We start from the raw sequence: 18,955 nt of genomic DNA, 5'->3' as shown, positions 1-18,955 counted from the left end.
GGTTATTGCTTCGCTTTGTAGTTACGCACCGCGCCCAGGCTCTCGGCCAGCGTCGGCAATTCGATGGTCAGGTCGTTGGCCTGCACCTGGCGCAATGCCGCCTGGGCCGATTGCGTCGTGCGGGCGCGCGTGTCGAAGTACTTCGCCAGCATGGTCTGGGCGGTGGCCAGGTCGTCGCGGAACGTGGTCTCGTTACGTGACAACAGGGCCAGGCGCGCATTGAGCAGGCGCAGCTTGAGGTTTTCGCGGACAAAGAACGACTCGCTCGGCGACAGCATCAGCGCCTCGGGCTCGTCGACGCTGCGCACGCGGATCAGCTGGCGCACGTCGTCCCACATCTCCTGGCTCCACATGCTCCACGTCTGCAGCAGGCGCTGGCCCACGCCGAGCGACTCGGGCGGGACGGCCGGCGTGGCGCTCTTGCCCGGCGCGGCCGCAGCCTCGAGCCGGCGCGTCGTGCGCACCGGGGCCACCGGCAGCAGCGGCTTTTCGTCGGCCAGCATCGGCAGTGTTTCGACCTGGACGATCACGTTGTCCAGGCGCAGCGCGACGCCGGCCAGATCGACGGCCGGCAAGGCCTTGAGCCTGTCGATGTCGGCCGCGATCGCGCGGCGGATGGTCAGGAACTGCGGCGCGTTCGAACTGGAGACGGCGCGGTCGGCGTTCTGCAGCGCGATCAGGGCGCCCTGCACATTGCCGGCCAGTTGCAGTTGCTGGCTCGCGGTCGCGAGAACCTGCTCGATTTCGGACAACGCCCACTCGTCGCGGTTCTGCGACAGATCCTTGTAGAGCTGCTCGAGCGCGACCTGCTGGCTTTGCGCTTCGCTCTGGCGGCTTTCCAGCACGCCGACCTTGATCTGCAGTTCCTTCGACTGGTCGGCCACGTCGCGCGCCAGCGCGGCTGTTTCGGCATTGACCGCATTGCCCTTCTGCAGGCTGCGCGCCATGTCCTGGCGCAGCGAATTGATGCGGCTGTGCGACGAGACCGTCTGCACCGCCAGCAGTACGGCCAGCGCGATGACGGCCAGCGGCAACGGCCGCGCCACGCGGTCAAGCAGGCCACTGGTGGCCGGGCCGCTCATGCGCGGCGCAGCAGGCGGCACCTGCGTATCCTCCGGCTTGGCAAGGCTGGGAGCGGGCGCACTGGACTGAGGCTGGTCTGGGTTGTTCGGCAATTCGTTCATTCTTGTAATTGTAACGCTGCTAATAGGCGTGCATCGCCGGAACCGGTGAGACACACGTGGTCCAGGCCCAGGTCGCGGGCCGTCCGCGCGATCCGCGCATGGGGCACGATGAAGCGCTGCTGCATCAGGCGGCGCATCAGCAAATCATCGTCACCGCCATCCATGGATCGCACCAGCCCGGCCAGTCCGCGCAGGGCTTCCGAACTCGTGATTATCCAGTCGTTTGGCTGCGCCAGCAAGGCGCGCAATCGTGTGGCCAGTTCGCCCGTCAATACCGGCGTTGCGCGGCGATACGCGGCCACCGGCTCGACCCGGGCGCCGGCGGCGCGCAAGGCGTCGGCCAGCAGCTCGCGCCCGCCGTCGCCGCGCACGATCAGCACGCGTTTGCCGGCGTATGAAGCCAGGTCGAGGCGCTGCAGCAGGTGTTCGGAATCGCTGTGCGCGCTGTCGGCGGGGCTGAAGATCGTGAATGCGTCGCCCGTCACGCCGTGGCGCGCCAGGGCGGCGCGGCTGCCGTCGCCGACAATGGCCACCGGCACCGCCGAAGGCCAGGCATCGATGTGCGCGAACGCGGCGTCGATGGCATTGGGCGAGACGAACGCCACCAGCGCAAACCGGTCGAGTTCAGCCAGCGCCCCGCGCAGTGGCGCCGCATCATCGACCGGGCTGATCTCGAGCAGCGGCAGCAGCACCGCCGTGCGGCCGCAGGCGGTGACCGACTGCGCCAGCGCATCAGCCTGCGCGCGCGGGCGCGTGACAACGACAACGCTGGCCGTATCAGGCATCCTGGTTTGCCGCGGCATCGAGACGGCACGCCGCCAGGATTGCGTTCGCATCCTGCTGGGCCAGCAACTCGGCCACCTGCTCGCCCAGGTACTCGGGCTGCTCGACCGGGCCGCTCACTTCGGCGTGCGCGCTGCGCTTGCCGTCGGGTGTGGCAACCATCGCGCGCAGGCGCAACTGGCCGCCCTGCACGGTGGCGAACGCCGCCAGCGGGATCTGGCAGCTGCCGCCGAAGATGCGCGACACCTTGCGCTCGGCCAGCACGGCGCTGGCCGTGTCGCCGTGGTTCAGCGGCGCCAGCACGGCGCGCAGGTCGACGCCGTCGCTGCGCGCGCTGCTCAGGATTTCGATCGCCATCGCGCCCTGCCCGGCCGCCGGCAGGCTCATTTCGGGTTCGAGCAATGCGCGGATGCGCTGCGGCAGGCCGAGGCGCTTGAGGCCCGCGGCGGCCAGGATGATGGCGGCATATTCGCCGCGATCGAGCTTGCCGAGGCGCGTATCGAGATTGCCGCGCAGCGGCAGGATCACCAGGTGCGGATAGCGCGCCGCGATCAGCGACTGGCGTCGCAGGCTGCTGGTGCCGACGATGGCGCCGGGGGGCAGCGCGGCCAGGCTGTCGTAATCGTTCGAGACAAAGGCGTCGCGCGGGTCTTCGCGTTCGAGCACGGCGGTCAGCTCGAAGCCTTCGGGCAGCTCCATCGGCACGTCCTTGAGCGAGTGCACGGCCAGGTCGGCGCGGCCTTCGGCCATCGCGACTTCGAGTTCCTTGACGAACAGGCCCTTGCCACCGACGGCCGACAGCGTGCGGTCGAGAATCTGGTCGCCCCGCGTCGTCATCCCGAGAATCTCAACGCGACACTGTGGATATAATGCGACGAGCCGGTCGCGCACGTGCTCTGCCTGCCACATGGCCAGGCGGCTCTCGCGGGATGCGATAATGAGTTTTGACGGCATCGCTGGCGCCGCTGGCGCCGAAGTACCCTGCGAAGTTCCCTGATGAATAGCTGCTAACACACGAATTCTTTCACTGTCATTGGGCCGATCCGGCCGGTGCCGGTAACCGCTCCCTGCATAAGATCACAAATTTTATCATGGGGGCCTCTTGCAGACCGTGGCCAACCGCCCTCGCACAACGCTTACTTGTGGTCGATATGAACAACCCTGCTCTCCCTGACGTATCCACTGGCGCCGACAAGGACGCGCCGCTCAAAGAAGACATCCGCCTGCTCGGTCGCCTGCTCGGCGACGTATTGCGCGACCAGGAAGGCGCCATGGTCTTCGACCTGGTCGAAACCATTCGCCAGACTGCCGTGCGCTTCCGGCGCGACGACGACCCTGACGCCAGCAAGGAACTCACGACGATGCTGCACGGGCTCACGCGCGACCAGACCATCTCGGTCGTGCGCGCGTTCTCGTATTTCTCGCACCTGGCCAATATCGCCGAAGACCAGCACCACAACCGCCGCCGCCGCGCGCACCTGCTGGGCGGCTCGGCGCCGCGTGCGGGCAGCATCGGTTACGCGCTGGACAAGCTGGCCGGCGCCGGCATCGGGCGCGACGAAGTCCGGGCATTCTTCAACGATGCGCTGATCTCGCCCGTGCTGACGGCCCACCCGACCGAGGTGCAGCGCAAGAGCATCCTGGATGCCGAGCACGATATCGCGCGCCTGCTGGCCGAACGCGATACGCCGCTCACGCCGCGCGAACGCCAGCGCAACGAGCAGATGCTGCATGCACGCATCGCCACGCTGTGGCAGACGCGCATGCTGCGCTACTCGAAGCTGACGGTGGCCGACGAAATCGACAACGCGCTGTCGTACTACCGCATCACGTTCCTGCGCGAACTGCCCGCGCTGTACGACGACATCGAGTTCGAGATCGACGAACAGTACGGCCCCGGCGACAGCGCGCCGCCGCAACACGCGTCCTACCTGCAGATGGGCAGCTGGATCGGCGGCGACCGTGACGGCAACCCGAACGTCAACGCCGACACGATGCGCCACGCGCTGACGCGCCAGTCGACGACGATCCTCGACTTCTATCTCGACGAAGTCCACGCGCTGGGCGCCGAACTGTCGGCCTCGACGCTGCTGGTGGACGTCACGCCGGCGCTGGAACTGCTGGCCCAGAACTCGCCCGATGCGTCGCCACACCGCAGCGACGAGCCCTACCGGCGCGCGCTGATCGGCATCTATGCACGCCTGGCCGCCACCGCGCGCGAACTGGGCGTGGGCCACATCCTGCGCAAGGAAGTCGGCCACGCGGCGCCCTACCTGGATCCCGAACTGTTTGCCGCCGACCTGGAAACGCTGGCCGACTCGCTGCGCCAGAACCACGGCGCGATGCTGACCATGCCGCGCCTGGCCGGCCTGCTGCGCGCCGCGCGCATCTTCGGCTTCCACCTGGCCTCGCTCGACATGCGCCAGAGTTCGGACATCCACGAGCGCGTGCTGGCCGAACTGCTGGCGCGCGCCGGCGTCGAGGCAGACTACGCGGCGCTCGACGAAGACGCGAAGGTCGCGCTGCTGCTGCGCGAACTCGATGGCGCCCGGCCCCTGATCTCGCCGTGGGAAACCTATGGCGAAGAGACGGTGTCCGAGCTGGCGATTTTGCGCAGCGCGCGCGAGATCCGCCTGCGCTACGGCCCGCGCGCGATCCGCAACTACATCATCTCGCACACCGAGACCGTGTCCGACCTGCTTGAAGTACTGCTGCTGCAAAAGGAGACCGGTCTGCTGCGTGCCGGCAGCGCGACGGGCGAAGTGATGGTGATCCCGCTGTTCGAAACCATCCCCGACCTGCAGCGCGCGGCCGGCATCATGGATGCCTGGATGGCGTTGCCGTTCGTGGCCAACGTGATCGCAAAACAGGGCCACCTGCAGGAAGTCATGCTGGGCTACTCCGACTCGAACAAGGACGGGGGCTTCCTGACATCGAACTGGGAGCTGTACCAGGCCGAACTGAAACTGGTCGAGGTGTTTGCGCAGCAGAAGGTCAAGCTGCGCCTGTTCCACGGCCGCGGCGGCACGGTCGGCCGTGGCGGTGGTCCGAGCTACGACGCGATCCGCGCCCAGCCGCCGGGCACCGTCAATGGCCAGATCCGCCTGACCGAACAGGGCGAGATCATCGCGTCCAAGTTCTCGAATGCCGAAATCGGCCGGCGCAACCTGGAGCTGCTGGTCTCGGCCACGCTGGAAGCGAGCCTGACGCCCAATGCGGCCAGCGACGCGCAGACCGCGCGCCTGCACCGCTTCGAATCGGTGATGGCCGGGCTATCGAACCGCGCCTACAAGGCGTACCGCGACCTGGTCTACGACACGCCGGGCTTTACCGACTACTTCTTTGCCGCCACGCCGATCGCCGAGATCGCGGAGCTGAACCTCGGTTCGCGCCCTGCCTCGCGCAAGTCGACCCGCCGCATCGAAGACCTGCGCGCGATTCCATGGGGCTTCTCGTGGGGCCAGTGTCGCCTGCTGCTGCCGGGCTGGTTCGGGTTCGCGTCGGCCGTCAATGGCTGGCTGGGTGAAGGCGAGCGCGAGGCGAAACTGGCCGAGCTGCGCACGATGTTCCAGGAATGGCCGTTCTTCGCCACGCTGCTGTCGAACATGGACATGGTGCTGGCCAAGACCGATTTGCCGATCGCCCGCCGTTATGCCGAGCTGGTGGCCGACGTGGAACTGCGCGAGCGGATCTTCAAGCGCATCACGGCCGAACACGCGCTCACGCTGACCATCCTGGAAGAGATCACCGGCACGGGCGAACGCCTGCAGGGCAATCCGCTGCTGGCGCGTTCGATCCAGAACCGCTTCGCCTATCTCGACCCGCTGAACCACCTGCAGGTCGAGTTGATCGGCCGGCACCGGGCGCTGGCGCTCGATCCGGCAAGCCAGGTCGATGCGCGCGTGCACCGGGGCATCCACCTGTCGATCAACGGCGTCGCCGCCGGCCTGCGCAATACGGGCTGACCGCTCAGGCCAGTTGCAACACGCCGGTCTGCTGGCGCCGCTCCACCGGCGCCAGCGGTACCGGCACCGCCTGCCCCAGCTTGAAATTCCCGACCAGCACACTGAGACTGGCCGTCTGTTCCTGCATCGACGCCGCCGCTGCTGCCGCCTGTTCCACGAGCGCGGCATTCTGCTGCGTGACGGCGTCGATTTCCCCGATCGCGCTGTTGACCTGGGCGATGCCCATCCCCTGTTGCTGGCTGGCACTGGCAATCTCGGCCACGATATCGGTCACGCGCCGCACGCTGGCCACGATCTCGTCCATCGTGCCGCCGGCCGTCGCGACGAGGGAGATCCCGTTGTCGGCGTGCCGTACCGACTCGTCGATGAGCACCTTGATTTCGCCGGCCGCCGCATTGGCGCGCTGGGCCAGATTGCGTACCTCGGACGCCACCACAGCGAAACCGCGCCCCTGCTCGCCGGCACGCGCCGCTTCCACGGCCGCATTGAGCGCCAGGATATTGGTCTGGAACGCAATCGATTCGATCGTACCGGTGATGTCGACGATACGGCGCGATGAGGTATGGATCGCGCCCATCGTATCGACCACGCGCGCCACCGCCTCGCCGCCCTTGACGGCCACTTCGGAGGCCGATGCCGTCAGCGTGTTGGCCTGCAGGGCGTTGTCTGCATTCTGCTTCACTGTCGCCGTCAGTTCTTCGATCGATGCCGCCGTTTCTTCGAGTGCGCCGGCCTGCTGCTCGGTGCGGCGCGACAGGTCCAGGTTGCCGCTGGCGATTTCACCGGACGCCGTTTCAATGGCGTCAGCACTGCCGCGCACCTGGCTGACCACGCGATGCAGGTTGGCGCGCATGCGCTGCAGCGCCACCTTCAGGCGACCGGTTTCGGTCCGGTCGTCGGCATTGCAGTCGAGCGTTGCACCAAGGTCGCCGTCGGCGATGCGATCGGCGAACCCCACCGCTTCCTCGAGCGGGCGCCGGATGGCGCGTGCGGACAACTGGCCCACGACCACCATCAGCATCACGGAGATCAGGGAAGCGAGCACGAGCAGGCGTTCGGAGCGTATGACCAGTGCGTGGCCGCCAACCCGCGTGGCCTCCGCGCTGGCCCCGATGGTATCGCTCAGCTCGCCCATGCTCGTTTCGAGCTTGCGGAAATGCCCCATGAATTCTGCCTGCGCCTGGCGCGCGGCGACGGGATCGGCAAACGCCAGGTCGATCATCCGCGCCACGCTCTTGAGGTAGGCGTCGATGTCGGCGCGCACGGCAGGAATGGCGCTTTGCAGCGCCGCGTCGGGATGCTCTTTGGCGAGCGTGTCGATCAGGCCGGCCAGCGTGGCCGCATGCTGCGCATGGTCGCGCCGGACCTCGGCCTGCTTGCCTGCGTCATCCGGCCCGGCAATCAGCGCGGCCAGCACGTCGGCGCGCAAGGCGTCGTGCGCCATGTCGGCCTGGAGTTGCTGCTTCAGCGCGCTGCCGTTGACGGTGATGGCGTTCATCGCCGTCTCCAGCGACAGCATTGCGCCGTAGCCGATGCTGGCCACCACGGCAGCCAGAAGGACCGCAGCCAGGTTCGATAGAAACAGCCGGTGCCGGATGGTCAGATGCATGGTGATCTCCCCCTACAGTTTGAACGATAGCCCGACCGTGAGCGCGGCATCGGGCGTGCGCCGGTTCAGGCCCAGCGCGAGCATGGTGTCGAGCTGGCAGCGGTCCGACAGCAGCCACGCCATGCCCGTGTCGAAGGTGGCCACGGTGCCGCCGTTGGCGCTGCGGGCAATCTGCGGCGCCGCCACTTCGACGAACGCGCGCCAGGTCGGCGTCAATTCCTTGCCCAGCACCACGCCGAAGATGCCGTAGCCGTAGCGCTTGCCGTCTTCGGTGCGCTCGCGCCCGATGCCGGGCATCACGCCCAGCGACAGGTCGCCCGGCAATTCCCATTCGGCCGCGACGCGCAGTGACGGACGCACACCCTGGCCGCGCCAGGCCCGCGAACCGATGTCCAGGTCGGCATGCAGCAGCACCCCGACTGAAGGCCGGCCCGCGGCCTCGTCCTGCACATGCCACTTCACGCCCAGCGCGGTGTCGGCGTAGCCGGCTGTCGTGCCATCACCGCCCGCATGCTGGACCGTACGGCCGTCGGTTTCGAGCCGCAGTTCGAGTACGTCGCCTACGCCGTAGCGCAGCAGCGTCGGCATGCTGTAGGTGCGTGCGCGGACGCCATCGGACTTGTCGCGCTCGGCCAGCACGCTGGTCTCGATCTGGAACCGGCCGCGGCCGACGACATTGCTGGATTCGACGAAATCCGGGCGGTCGGTGACGATGCCGTCGTCGCCGGCAATGGCTGACAGCGGGGCCAGCAGCGCCAGGCTGGCAAGACAGGTATTGGCAAGGCGCGGGAGTGTGGTGGAAGGCATGCGGCGGTCTTTCAGGAAAGGAAGTCAAGGCCTGGAGTGCAGGTCAAGTATTGCAAAATTTTGTGTGCATAGAACAGATGTCCGAATTTATTTCTGCTGTTCAATAAAACGTGTGTATTGACAACCACGTTTTACTTGGAAGAGTGACAAAGAATCGTGGTTGGCGCATGTCCATGATTTATTCTGGAAGGTGGCGCGCACATGGCGTCGACTGCCGCTGACAGGCCGGCGCAAAAAAAGCCGCCCGGTGCGAACCGGGCGGCTTTTTCACGTCGAGACTACCGACGCTGCGTGACGACTTACTGATTGTGCAGGAAAGTCTTGAGCTTGTCCGAGCGCGATGGCTGGCGCAGCTTGCTCATCGCCTTGGCTTCGATCTGGCGAATGCGCTCGCGCGTGACGTCGAACTGCTTGCCCACTTCTTCCAGCGTGTGGTCGTTCGACATTTCAACGCCGTAACGCATGCGCAGCACCTTCGCTTCGCGCGGCGTCAGGGAGTCGAGCACTTCCTTGATCACATTGCGCATCGAGGCATGCAGCGCGGCGTCCAGCGGGGCCAGCGTGGCGTTGTCTTCGATGAAGTCGCCCAGCTGCGAATCGCCGTCCTCGCCCATCGGCGTTTCCATCGAAATCGGCTCTTTCGCGATCTTCATGATCTCGCGAACCTTGTTCTCTGGCATTTCCATCTTCAGGGCCAGCGTCGGCAGATCCGGCTCGCTGCCCGTTTCCTGCATGATCTGACGCGAGATGCGGTTCATCTTGTTGATCGTCTCGATCATGTGCACCGGCACGCGGATCGTGCGGGCCATGTCGGCGATCGAACGCGTGATCGCCTGGCGGATCCACCACGTCGCATACGTCGAGAACTTGTAGCCGCGACGGTATTCGAACTTGTCGACCGCTTTCAGCAGGCCGATATTGCCTTCCTGGATCAGGTCCAGGAACTGCAGGCCGCGGTTGATGTACTTCTTGGCAATCGAGATCACCAGGCGCAGGTTGGCCACGGTCATTTCGCGCTTGGCCTGGCGTGCGCGCTTCTCGCCCGCCGCCATCTGCTTGTTGATCTTGCGCAGGTCGGCCAGCGGCAGTGCCACGCGCGCCTGCAGGTCGATCATGCGCTGTTGAAGTTCCTTGATCGCCGGCAGGTTACGGCTCAGCACGGCGCTGTACGGATAGGCGCAGTCGACTTCGCGGTCGCCCCATGCCAGATCGGTTTCATTGCCAGGGAAGACCTTGATGAAGTGCGCGCGCGGCATGCCGCAGCGGTTCACGCAGATGTCCAGCACGGCGCGCTCGATCGAACGCACTTCGTCCATCTGGCCGCGCAGCGTGTCGCACAGCTTCTCGACAACCTTGGCAGTAAAGCGGATGCCCAGCAGCTCGTACGAGATGACGGCCTGCGCATCTTCGTAGGCAGCAGAACCGTAGCCCTTGTTCTTGAACGCGTGGCCCATCAGGTCGAACTGCTGTTCGATCAGCGCGAATTTCTCGAGCGCGCTCTTTTTCAGTTGCGCGAGCTGCTCAGGCGAATAGCCGGCCGCGGCGCCGCTATTGACGTCGCCCTCTTCTTCTTCGACTTCTTCCTCTTCTTCATCGTCGTCCTCTTCGCTGATGGCAGCGGCGTGGGCGACCGAGGCGGCCGGGGCCGGGGTATCGTTCATGTCGACGAAGCCATCGACCACGTCGTCGATTTTGAGTTCATCGTTGGCGATCTTGTGGGACAGCGCGATGATTTCCGAGATCGTCGTCGGGCAGGCCGAGATCGCCTGGACCATGTCCTTCAGGCCCTGCTCGATGCGCTTGGCGATTTCGATTTCGCCTTCGCGCGTCAGCAGCGACACGGCGCCCATTTCACGCATGTACATGCGCACCGGGTCGGTCGTGCGACCGAAGTCCGAGTCGGCCGTCGACAGCGCGGTTGCGGCGGCTGCTTCCACTTCGTCTTCGCTCGTCGGCGTCACGGCCTGGTCCGACAACAGCATCATTTCGGCTTCCGGCGCACGCTCGTAGACGGCGATGCCCATGTCGTTGAAGGTCGCGATGATGCCTTCGATCGCTTCCGGATCGATGATGTTTTCCGGCAGGTGGTCGTTGATCTCGGCGTGGGTCAGGAAGCCGCGCTCCTTGCCCATATTGATCAGGTTCTTCAGCTGCTGGCGACGGCGCTCGAGTTCGGTTTCCGAGAAGCCTTCTTCCTTGAGCATCGCAATGCCCTTGGCCTTGCGCTCACGCACTTTCGACGCAGCCTTCATTTCGGCGCGCTCGACGGCGTTCAGCGCCGCGACTTCGTCGTTCTCCGGCACGAATTCGCTTGGCTTGCGGCCACGGCGGCCAGGCACCTTCACCTGCGGCAGCAGGTAGCCCGACGTATCGATCGCTGCCAGCGCGGCAGCGTCGGTGGTCTTGCTGACGGTGCCAACGGCATTGGTCTGGGCAACCGGGACCGACGCCGGGCTGGCATCGACGCGGCGCGCGGTGCGGGTACGCACGACTTTCGGCGCTTCCTCGGCCACTGGAGCGGGCTCGGCAACGACGGCGGCGGCGACTGGCGCGGCTTCGTCGGCGATGTCCGCTTCCGGCTCGGCGTTTTTCAGCGCGGCCAGACGACCGCGCTTGCGCACGATGACGGGTGGCGCGGCCGGCTTGGCTGGCGCTGGCATGTAGTCGTCGGCAGGATCGTGTGCGGCGCCGGCATCGGCGTCGGCGGCAACCGGCTCGCTGACTTCGGCCTGGGCAGCGGCTTCCACTGGCGCAGCGGCGACCGGGGCTTCCACCGGGGCCGGGGCTTCCACAGCAGCGGCAACGGGCTCGGCCGCCACAGGCTCGGCGGCGGGGCCACCGGCGGCCAGGATCGCGTCGGCCTGGGCTTTGAGCGTCGCCAGGCGCGAACGGGTCTTGACCACCGTGACCTTGGCCGCCGCTTCCGTTTCGAGGAAGTAGGAAGTGGCGGTTTTAGGCACTGCCAGCGGGGCCGATGCCTTGGCCGGGGCTTTTTTCGCTGTCAGTGTCAATGTCTTGGCGGTGTTTTTCATAGCTTAAAACTCTCCAGTCGAGGCGAGTAGCGCGCCTGCGAAGTCAATAATCCAGCGGGCCCCGCGTACGGGACCTGGGAATGGGGAACGGAAGTGGCCCTACCTTAGGGCGGACATGCCAGACTTCAAGCTCGACCTGCCCTTCGGTGCGCGCGCCGGCGTAATATCGGGGCTGCGGGCAGGTGGCGTTGGTCGCTGTTCAAAATCGTGCTTTGCATGTCGGAACGAAAAAAAGCCCGCTAACACGGGCTTGCATCTATTTTTCTAGAAGAATAGGAGATGGGGGTATTATTCCCCAATGCAAGTTTTGATGATCGTCGCGCAATCCGGCGAAGGATTTCCACGAGTCACATAGTGCATTGCCCCGGCGTAACGACCTTCTTGCTGGTCTGCGCCGGCGCAAGCCGGACTCAAGGCAAGAGGCGGATCATACACGATTTCGCGTTTCAATGCTTCATTCCAGTGCGTCTTTCTCAACATTTATTAGTGGAACTAGTACAATGCGGCTTTTAGCGTCGTGCTATCCTTCGCAATCCTGTTCTTACCATGAAGTCAATGAATACCAATACCCCTGCAGAGTCCGTCGACACCACCGCCGCGCCGGCCACCCCGGATGCACAGCAGCCAACGCAGTCGCCAGCCGAGCCGGCAGCGCCAGCAGCCCCGGCTGCGGCCCCTGCTGCGGCCCCGGCATCAGGCCAGTCGGCGCGCTCGCTGCTCAAGCAACTCCAGCAGGAGTATCCCGCCTTCCGTGACTGCCTGCCGCTGTCGATCGGTATCGACAAGCAGCTGCAGGCACGCATGCCGGGCCTGGACAAGAAAACGATGCGCGCCGCCCTCGGCATCCACACCGGCTCGATGCGCTACCTGCGCGCGATGGAAAAAGCCAAGGTCCGCTTTGACCTCGACGGCACCGCCGGCGCCGAAGTGCCCGAGGCGCACCGCCTGCACGCGAAAGAGCAATTGCAGCAGCGCTTCAAGAAAGAAGCCGACCGCAAGAAGGCCGAGCGCGACGCCGCCCTCGAAGAAGAAAACAACCGCAAGCGCCAGGAAAAACTGCAGGCGCTGGCGTCCAAGTTCTCGAAGACTTGAATCCGGGCGACGCCTTGAAGGACGCGGCAGCAGATGGCATGCAAGCCGGCTCGCGAGCCGACCTGCAACCTGAGCTGCCCGCCTACATCGGCATCGATCCGGCCCATGTGCGGCTGGTGCGTTCCGAGTCCGACGCGCAGCAGGCGCTCGCAGCCCTGCTCGCAGCCGACGTCATCGGCTTCGACACCGAATCCAAACCCACCTTTGCCAAGGGCGAAGTCTCGACCGGCCCGCACCTGGTGCAGCTGGCAACTGATGATTTCGCCTTCCTGTTCCAGACCGCCACGCCGGCTGGCAACGCCCTCGCCTTCACCGTGCTGGAACCCGTGCTCGCTTCCAGCAGCATCCTCAAGGTGGGTTTTGGCCTGGGCGACGACGTCAAGCGGCTGAAGTCCAAGTTCGGCATCGAGCTGCGCCACGTGCTCGACCTGTCGACGGCGCTGCGCCGGCGCGGCGAAAAGAATCCCCTTGGTGCGAAGAGCGCCGTGGAGCGTTTCTTCGGCCAGCGCCTGCAGAAATCCAAGCGCATCACGACCACCAACTGGTCGCTGCCGCACCTGTCCGACAAGCAGTTGCAGTACGCGGCGGACGACGCGCACGCGGCGCTGCGGATCTACCGGCGCTGGAAAGCGGAAACGCCGGCGGTCTGAAACCAGCGCGGCGTTCAACGCGGCGTTCCATATTCGCGCTATCATCGTCAGCGTCCAAGCTGCCGGTGAATCCATGATGTCTCGCTGCTTCCGTTGGCCCGCTGCTGCGCTTTTTTGTGCCGTAACGTCCGTGGCCAATGCCGTGCCACAGCCCGTCCCCGACACCCTCACCCAGCGCCTGCTCGCCTGCGCCACCTGCCACGCGCGCACCGATGCGCGCGGCAATCCCGTCAACGACAGCTTCTATCCGCGCATCGGCGGCAAGCCGGCCGGCTACCTGTACCACCAGCTGCGCAACTTCCAGGATGGCCGGCGCCACTACCCGGTGATGACCTACCTCACCGAACACCTGCCCGATGCCTACCTGCGCGAGATTGCCGCACACTTTGCCGCGCAGGCGCCGACCGTGCTGCCGCCCACGCCCATGAACCTGTCGCCCGCGCAGCGCGAACGGGGTCGCCAGCTCGTGCACGAGGGTGACCGGGGACGCGCCATCCCCGCCTGCATCGCCTGCCATGGCGCGCGCCTGACGGGCGTGCAGCCCGCGATCCCGGGCCTGCTTGGCCTGCCACGCGATTACGTCAACGCGCAGTTCGGCGCCTGGCGCAACGGCGTACGGCGCGCCCATGCGCCCGATTGCATGGGCCAGGTGGCCGCGCGCCTGTCGCCCGACGATGTCGCCGCCGTCTCGGGCTGGCTGGCGGCGCAGCCAATGCCGTCCGATCCACGGCCAGCCGATGCCGTCGCCAGGCCGCTGCCGATCCCCTGTGGCAGCGCGCCATGATGAAGACCATTCGCATCGTTCTTCTCGCGGCGGTGGCCGCCATTGGCCTCGCGATCCTGCTGGCGTGGCCACGCGCCGTCTTCGTGCCGGCCAGCTCGCCCGCCGCCTGGGCGGCCACGCCGGCCAACATCGCGCGCGGCGCCTATCTGGCGCGGGCCGGCGACTGCATCGCCTGCCACACGGCGCGTGGCGGCGTGGCGTATGCCGGCGGGCGCGCGCTCGATACGCCGTTCGGGCGCTTTTACGGCCCGAACCTGACGCCCGACCGCGACACCGGCATCGGTGCGTGGAGCGCCGACGACTTCTGGAACGCGCTGCACAATGGCATCGCACCAAATGGCCGCCTGCTGTATCCGGCCTTCCCGTACACGAACTACACGAAGGTCACGCGCGCCGATGCGGATGCGCTGTATGCCTATTTTCGCAGCCTGCCGCCACAGCGCCAGGCAAACCGGCCGCATGCGATCCGCTTCCCGTACGACCAGCAGGCGTTGCTGGCCGGCTGGCGCCTGCTGTACTTCCGGCCCGCCGAATACACGCCGCAGCCGGCGCGCAGCGCCAGCTGGAACCGGGGCGCCTACCTGGTCGAAGGCCTGGGTCATTGCAGCGCCTGCCACAGCACCCGCAACAGCCTGGGCGCGGCGGATGGCGCGCTGGCCGGCGGCATGATCCCGACCCTCGGCTGGTACGCGCCATCGCTGACTGCCAACCGCGAGGCCGGCCTGGGTGACTGGAGCGACGCGCATATCGTGGCCTTGCTGGGCACTGGCATCTCGCCACGCGGCGCGGCGACCGGCCCGATGGCCGAAGTGGTGGCGCGCAGCCTGCAGTACCTGACGCCGGACGATCTGGGCGCGATGGCGGGCTATCTGAAGTCGCTGGCGGCCACGTCCGCGGGTGCGCAGCCTGTATCGGCGGCAGCGCCAGCAGCTGAACAGGTGCTGGCCGAAGGTGGCCGGATCTACGCGGCGCAGTGCGCGGCGTGTCATGGCGACGATGGCAAGGGAAGAATGCCGGCCTACCCGCCGCTGGCCGGCAACCGCGCCGTGACGCTGACGCCGGCCGTGAACGCGATCCGGATGACCGTCAACGGGGGCTTCCCGCCCGGCACGCGCGGCAATCCGCGGCCGTACGGGATGCCGCCGTTCGGACATGAACTGGATGATGCGGAAGTGGCGGCGGTACTGACCTGGATCCGTGCCAGCTGGGGCAATGCAGGCGCGCCGGTGACGGCGACCGAGGTGAACCGCTACCGCGCCGTGTCGCTCGACTGAGTCACGGGCGACTCACACCATATCGGCAAACGCCACGCGATCGGTGGTGGCATTGCGCGCATCCTCGACGCGCACTTTGTGCGACGCCAGCAAGCCTTCGAGCGATGCATTCATCGTGTGGCAACCGGCATCGATCCCGCGATTCATGTGCGCGCGGATGCTGCCCAGGTCCCCTGCTTCGAGCATGCGCACGACGGCCGGACTCGGGGTCAGGCATTCGGTGGCGAGGTGGTAGCGGTTGCCCTCCACCGATGGCAGCAGCGCCTGGCACAGCACGCCGCGCAGCGCGTGGGCCAGCGCTTGTGCCTGGGCATCCGTGTTGCCCAGCAGGCGCAGCATCTTTTGCAGGCCAAGCTCGGTCGAGCGCGCATGCAGCGACGCCAGCACCAGCGGGCCGGATTCAGCCAGCGCCAGCGCTTCCTGCGCCGTCTGGGCGTCACGGATCTCGCCGATGACGATCACGTCCGGCCGCTCACGCAGCGCGTCCAGCGCGCCCAGGTAGTAGCTGTCGACGTCCCCATCCTCGCCCACTTCGCGCTGCGTGATGATGCAGCGGCGCTGCGGAATCAGCGTTTCGACCGGGTCTTCGATGGTGATGATGTGGCCCGAGCGGTGCCGGTTGATCTCGTCGAGGATCGACGCGATCGTCGTCGACTTGCCCTGGCAGGTGTCACCGATGATCAGGACCAGGCCGCTGGTCAGGCGCGCGAATTCGCGCTCGTCGTCCCACAGGCCCAGGTCGGCCAGCGGGATCGGCTCTTTCGGGAAGCGCCGGATCACGCAACCGATCCGCTTGCCGCCCTGGAAGCGGAAGCAGTTGGCGCGGATGCGCGCCGTGTGCAGGTCGATCGAACGGTCAAAGGCGCGCGAGGCGATGCGCTGGGGCCAGTTCGGTTCGATCACGTCGAAGAACTCTTCCAGCTCTTCCTTCGTGATCGGCGAGTCGGTCACCGCCACCAGGCCCTTCGGCTGGCGCAGCATCAACGGGCTGTTCTGGTGGATGATGATGTCCGAGAACACCAGTTTCGAGTTCAGCAGATGCAGGATCTGCTGGACCAGCGTTTCGAACACCGGATGGTCTTCGTTCTCGATATACGACAGGGTGGGGATCTGCGAGGACTGGTGATGTTCCATCTGGCCGATGCTGGTAAAAGATCAAGTGTCGACCATTATAGAACCTGAATATTGCAGAAAAGAAAAAAATCTTCAGCGTGACATGCTTGCAACAATGCGCTCGCCGAACACGGTGATCGTCACCCCGGCCACCACCACCAGTGCACCAAAAATGCGCACGCCGGACACCTTGCGCGTTGCCATATTGATCAGGCCAAAATGGTCGATCGCCATCGAGCTGAGCAGCTGACCGGCAATCACCAGCACGATCAAGCTGAGGAGGCCAATGCGCGGCGCCAGGAACACGGTGCCGAACACGAACGCCGCACCCAGAAAGCCGCCCAGGAACTTCCAGGCTGGCTGCGACGGCAAGGCCGCCAGTGTCGCGCCCAGACCGCCCACGCCGCCCTTGGCCAGCGCCACCGCCAGCAACACCGCCGTGCCGCAGCTGAACGACACGAGCGCCGCCATCACCGAATTGGCCCCGATCGAATGGGCCAGCTGGCTGTTGACCGCCGCCTGCACCGACATGGCCATGCCCACACAGAAGGCCATCGCCAATAAAATCACGTTCATCGCACTACTCCGTTGCAAAAAGCGCACTAGTTTAGTGCATCTTGGGCGATGGCGTCAGTGTCATGCGTGCCCCTGCCACAGCGCGCGTCTTGCATTTCACACCACGCTGCGTGCAGTCTGTCGCAAACCACTCGGCAGCAGGATCGCGCCTTGAGAGGATGTGAGCATTCCCAACGACGTTCAAGGAGCCCCACCATGTCGCGTAATGTCTGCTCAACCCCTGCCCTGCGCGCCCTGATGCTCGCCGCTGCCCTCGCCTGCACCATGGCGCCCCCGACGGCCATGGCCTGGCCATTCGGCGGCGAACAGGTCGAAGGCAGCGGCAGCGTCACGCGCCAGGCGCGCAAGGTCGATTCGTTCAATGGCATTGCGCTGGGCCTGCCGGGCCGGCTGGAACTGCGTAGTGGCAGCGTCGACAGTGTCACGGTCGAGACCGATGACAACCTGCAAGCCCTGGTCGAAACGCGCGTGGAAGACGGCATGCTGCGCATCCGTCCCGTCAAGCGCAACCTCGACCTGCGCACGCGCAATCTGAAGATCGTCGTGACGGCGCGCCAGATCGAGCGCCTGTCGCTGGGCGGCTCGGGCACCATCGATGCGGACGTCCTGCGCGGCAAGCGCCTGGACGTGGACGTCGGCGGCTCGGGCAAGATCCGGATCGCGCGGCTGGACGCCGAGACGGTTGCAGCGAAGGTGGCCGGCAGCGGCGACCTGCGCGCCGATGGCGGGACCGTACGTGACCTGTCCGCTTCCATTGGTGGCTCGGGGAGTGTCGACATGGGCAAGGTCGCCACCGATACGGCGCGCGTCAGCATCGCCGGATCCGGCGACGTGACGGTGTGGGCAAAGAATGACCTGCGCGCAAAGATCGCCGGGTCGGGCGACGTGGGCTATTACGGTGACCCGACAGTGAGCCGCAGCGTGGCGGGCTCGGGAGAAGTGCGGCGCATCGGGAACGCGCCGCGCTGATGCGGTGAACTCGCCGGTGGCGCTCAGTGGCGCTCAGTGGCGCTCAGTGGCCGGCGTGGCCAGCATGCGCACCGTGCGCATCCTGCGCTGCCGGCTTGCCGCTGTGCGTCAGCGGCATGACCGGCAGCGTCACTTTCACTTCCTGGCGCTTGGCGGCGGCGTCCTGCACCACCAGGGTCAGTTCGACGTTCTCGCCTTCTTTCAGCTGGCGCTTCAGGTCCAGCAGCATCACGTGGTAACCACCCGAGGCCAGCACGACCGGCTTGCCGGCGGGCAGATCCAGGCTCTTCAGCTGGCGCATGCGCATCACCTGGCCTTCCATCGCCATCTCGTGGATCTCGGCGCGGCCGGCCACCGGCGTACGCACTTCGAGCAGCCGCGCCGGCGTCGCCGATTGCAGCTGCATGAAGGCGCCCGTGCTTTTCTGGGCCGGCACGGTGGCGCGCACCCAGGGTTCGGTCACGGTGACCTGGGCCAGCGCGGAGACGGAAAACAGGCCCGCGGCAAGCGCGGCGATCAGGTGACGGGTCATGGCAATCCTTGGCAAGTTGAGGTCAGTGAAAAATACAATGTTACACGGTGCCGCGCAAGGCTTCACGCTCGACCAGCACGGTGTCAGTGCCGTCGGTCAGCCACACCTGGCCATCCTGGATCGTGCACTGCAGCGCCATTGAGCGCGACGCCATTTTCTCGAGCTGGGCGCTGATATCGGCCGGGATGTTGATCACGCTGACGTTCTTGGCGCGCTCGATCTTGTTGGCGATGCCCTTGAACCAGATGCTGCTCGTTGCGCTATAGCTGTAGACGATCACTTTCTCGGCGCGGCCGGCCGCTTTCAGCAGGCGCTTTTCATCGGGCTGGCCCACTTCGATCCACAGGTCGATGGCGCCGGTCAGGTCCTTGAGCCACAGCGCCGGCTCGTCGACGTCGAACAGGTCTTTCGTGAACGCCAGCGCCGGGTCGGCGTGCAGCGCGTAAGCCAGCACGCGGATCATCACGCGTTCGTCGGTCTCGGACGGATGCCGGGCGATCGTCAGGCTGTGTTCGTGGTAATAGTTGCGGTCCATGTCTGCAATCGACAGGTCGGCCTTGTAGATGGTCGCTTTGATAGCCATTG

16 protein-coding genes are annotated in these 18,955 nt (G+C 66.1%); 6 read left to right on the top strand and 10 right to left on the bottom strand.

Annotated elements, in window-relative coordinates; all coding sequences use genetic code 11:
• Window positions 1-2: 2 nt before the first annotated feature.
• Genes AC56LN_RS18130 through hemC form a run of 3 tightly spaced genes read right to left on the bottom strand, consistent with a single transcriptional unit; the run spans window position 3 to window position 2,921 of the window.
• On the bottom strand, window positions 3-1,184 hold the full coding sequence (locus AC56LN_RS18130; RefSeq protein WP_499573815.1) for a uroporphyrinogen-III C-methyltransferase: 1,182 nt from the start codon (window positions 1,182-1,184) through the stop codon (window positions 3-5).
• Entirely contained in the window at window positions 1,181-1,969 is a 789-nt protein-coding gene (locus tag AC56LN_RS18125) for a uroporphyrinogen-III synthase (protein ID WP_499573813.1), read from the bottom strand. Before AC56LN_RS18125 ends, AC56LN_RS18130 begins: the two co-directional genes overlap by 4 nt.
• Window positions 1,962-2,921 (bottom strand): hydroxymethylbilane synthase, encoded by a 960-nt coding sequence (gene hemC, locus AC56LN_RS18120; protein WP_482898227.1) that lies wholly within the window; start codon window positions 2,919-2,921, stop codon window positions 1,962-1,964. The genes AC56LN_RS18125 and hemC overlap by 8 nt, the downstream gene beginning before the upstream one ends.
• Before the next feature lie 197 nt (window positions 2,922-3,118).
• On the opposite strand from hemC, the gene ppc reads away from it, so the two are divergent.
• The gene (gene ppc / locus AC56LN_RS18115) at window positions 3,119-5,932 is read left to right on the top strand and encodes a phosphoenolpyruvate carboxylase (RefSeq protein ID WP_499573812.1); all 2,814 of its coding nucleotides are present in this window, start codon (window positions 3,119-3,121) and stop codon (window positions 5,930-5,932) included.
• Window positions 5,933-5,936: 4 nt separating this feature from the next.
• Here the strand turns inward: ppc and AC56LN_RS18110 are convergent, their stop codons facing one another.
• The 3 genes from AC56LN_RS18110 to rpoD form a co-directional block, all read right to left on the bottom strand.
• Window positions 5,937-7,541: a methyl-accepting chemotaxis protein gene (locus AC56LN_RS18110; RefSeq protein WP_499573810.1), complete on the bottom strand. Its 1,605-nt coding sequence runs from the start codon at window positions 7,539-7,541 to the stop codon at window positions 5,937-5,939.
• 12 nt (window positions 7,542-7,553) lie between these two features.
• The gene (locus AC56LN_RS18105; RefSeq protein WP_499573808.1) at window positions 7,554-8,348 is read right to left on the bottom strand and encodes a transporter; all 795 of its coding nucleotides are present in this window, start codon (window positions 8,346-8,348) and stop codon (window positions 7,554-7,556) included.
• 299 nt (window positions 8,349-8,647) lie between these two features.
• On the bottom strand, window positions 8,648-11,380 hold the full coding sequence (rpoD, locus tag AC56LN_RS18100; RefSeq protein WP_499573807.1) for an RNA polymerase sigma factor RpoD: 2,733 nt from the start codon (window positions 11,378-11,380) through the stop codon (window positions 8,648-8,650).
• A 555-nt stretch (window positions 11,381-11,935) separates the two neighbouring features.
• Between rpoD and AC56LN_RS18095 the strand changes: the two genes are divergently transcribed.
• From AC56LN_RS18095 to AC56LN_RS18080, 4 genes are all read left to right on the top strand, one after another.
• Entirely contained in the window at window positions 11,936-12,472 is a 537-nt protein-coding gene (locus AC56LN_RS18095; RefSeq protein WP_482898222.1) for a ProQ/FINO family protein, read from the top strand.
• A 38-nt stretch (window positions 12,473-12,510) separates the two neighbouring features.
• On the top strand, window positions 12,511-13,122 hold the full coding sequence (locus AC56LN_RS18090; RefSeq protein WP_499573805.1) for a 3'-5' exonuclease: 612 nt from the start codon (window positions 12,511-12,513) through the stop codon (window positions 13,120-13,122).
• 73 nt (window positions 13,123-13,195) lie between these two features.
• Window positions 13,196-13,906 (top strand): c-type cytochrome, encoded by a 711-nt coding sequence (locus AC56LN_RS18085; RefSeq protein ID WP_499573804.1) that lies wholly within the window; start codon window positions 13,196-13,198, stop codon window positions 13,904-13,906.
• Complete coding sequence (locus AC56LN_RS18080; RefSeq protein ID WP_499573969.1) at window positions 13,906-15,180, top strand: cytochrome c; 1,275 nt, start codon at window positions 13,906-13,908, stop codon at window positions 15,178-15,180. The genes AC56LN_RS18085 and AC56LN_RS18080 overlap by 1 nt, the downstream gene beginning before the upstream one ends.
• Window positions 15,181-15,192: 12 nt before the next feature.
• Here AC56LN_RS18080 and AC56LN_RS18075 read toward each other — a convergent pair whose 3' ends face one another.
• Complete coding sequence (locus AC56LN_RS18075) at window positions 15,193-16,314, bottom strand: type IV pilus twitching motility protein PilT (RefSeq protein ID WP_499573802.1); 1,122 nt, start codon at window positions 16,312-16,314, stop codon at window positions 15,193-15,195.
• A 72-nt stretch (window positions 16,315-16,386) separates the two neighbouring features.
• Window positions 16,387-16,869, bottom strand: a complete 483-nt coding sequence (locus AC56LN_RS18070; RefSeq protein ID WP_499573801.1) for a DMT family transporter — start codon at window positions 16,867-16,869, stop codon at window positions 16,387-16,389.
• A gap of 195 nt (window positions 16,870-17,064) precedes the next feature.
• On the opposite strand from AC56LN_RS18070, the gene AC56LN_RS18065 reads away from it, so the two are divergent.
• On the top strand, window positions 17,065-17,838 hold the full coding sequence (locus AC56LN_RS18065) for a head GIN domain-containing protein (RefSeq protein ID WP_499573799.1): 774 nt from the start codon (window positions 17,065-17,067) through the stop codon (window positions 17,836-17,838).
• A gap of 43 nt (window positions 17,839-17,881) precedes the next feature.
• On the opposite strand, the gene AC56LN_RS18060 is transcribed toward AC56LN_RS18065, so the two are convergent.
• A complete protein-coding gene (locus tag AC56LN_RS18060) occupies window positions 17,882-18,370 on the bottom strand; it encodes a copper chaperone PCu(A)C (RefSeq protein ID WP_482898215.1) in 489 nt (162 codons plus the stop codon).
• Window positions 18,371-18,410: 40 nt separating this feature from the next.
• Window positions 18,411-18,953, bottom strand: a complete 543-nt coding sequence (locus AC56LN_RS18055; RefSeq protein WP_482898214.1) for a YaeQ family protein — start codon at window positions 18,951-18,953, stop codon at window positions 18,411-18,413.
• Between the last annotated feature and the right edge of the window lie 2 nt (window positions 18,954-18,955).

The organism is Telluria sp. ZT3P26, assembly GCF_059686035.1.
The sequence above is the reverse complement of the archived record's forward strand: the minus strand, read 5'-3'. Positions and strand labels throughout refer to the sequence as shown.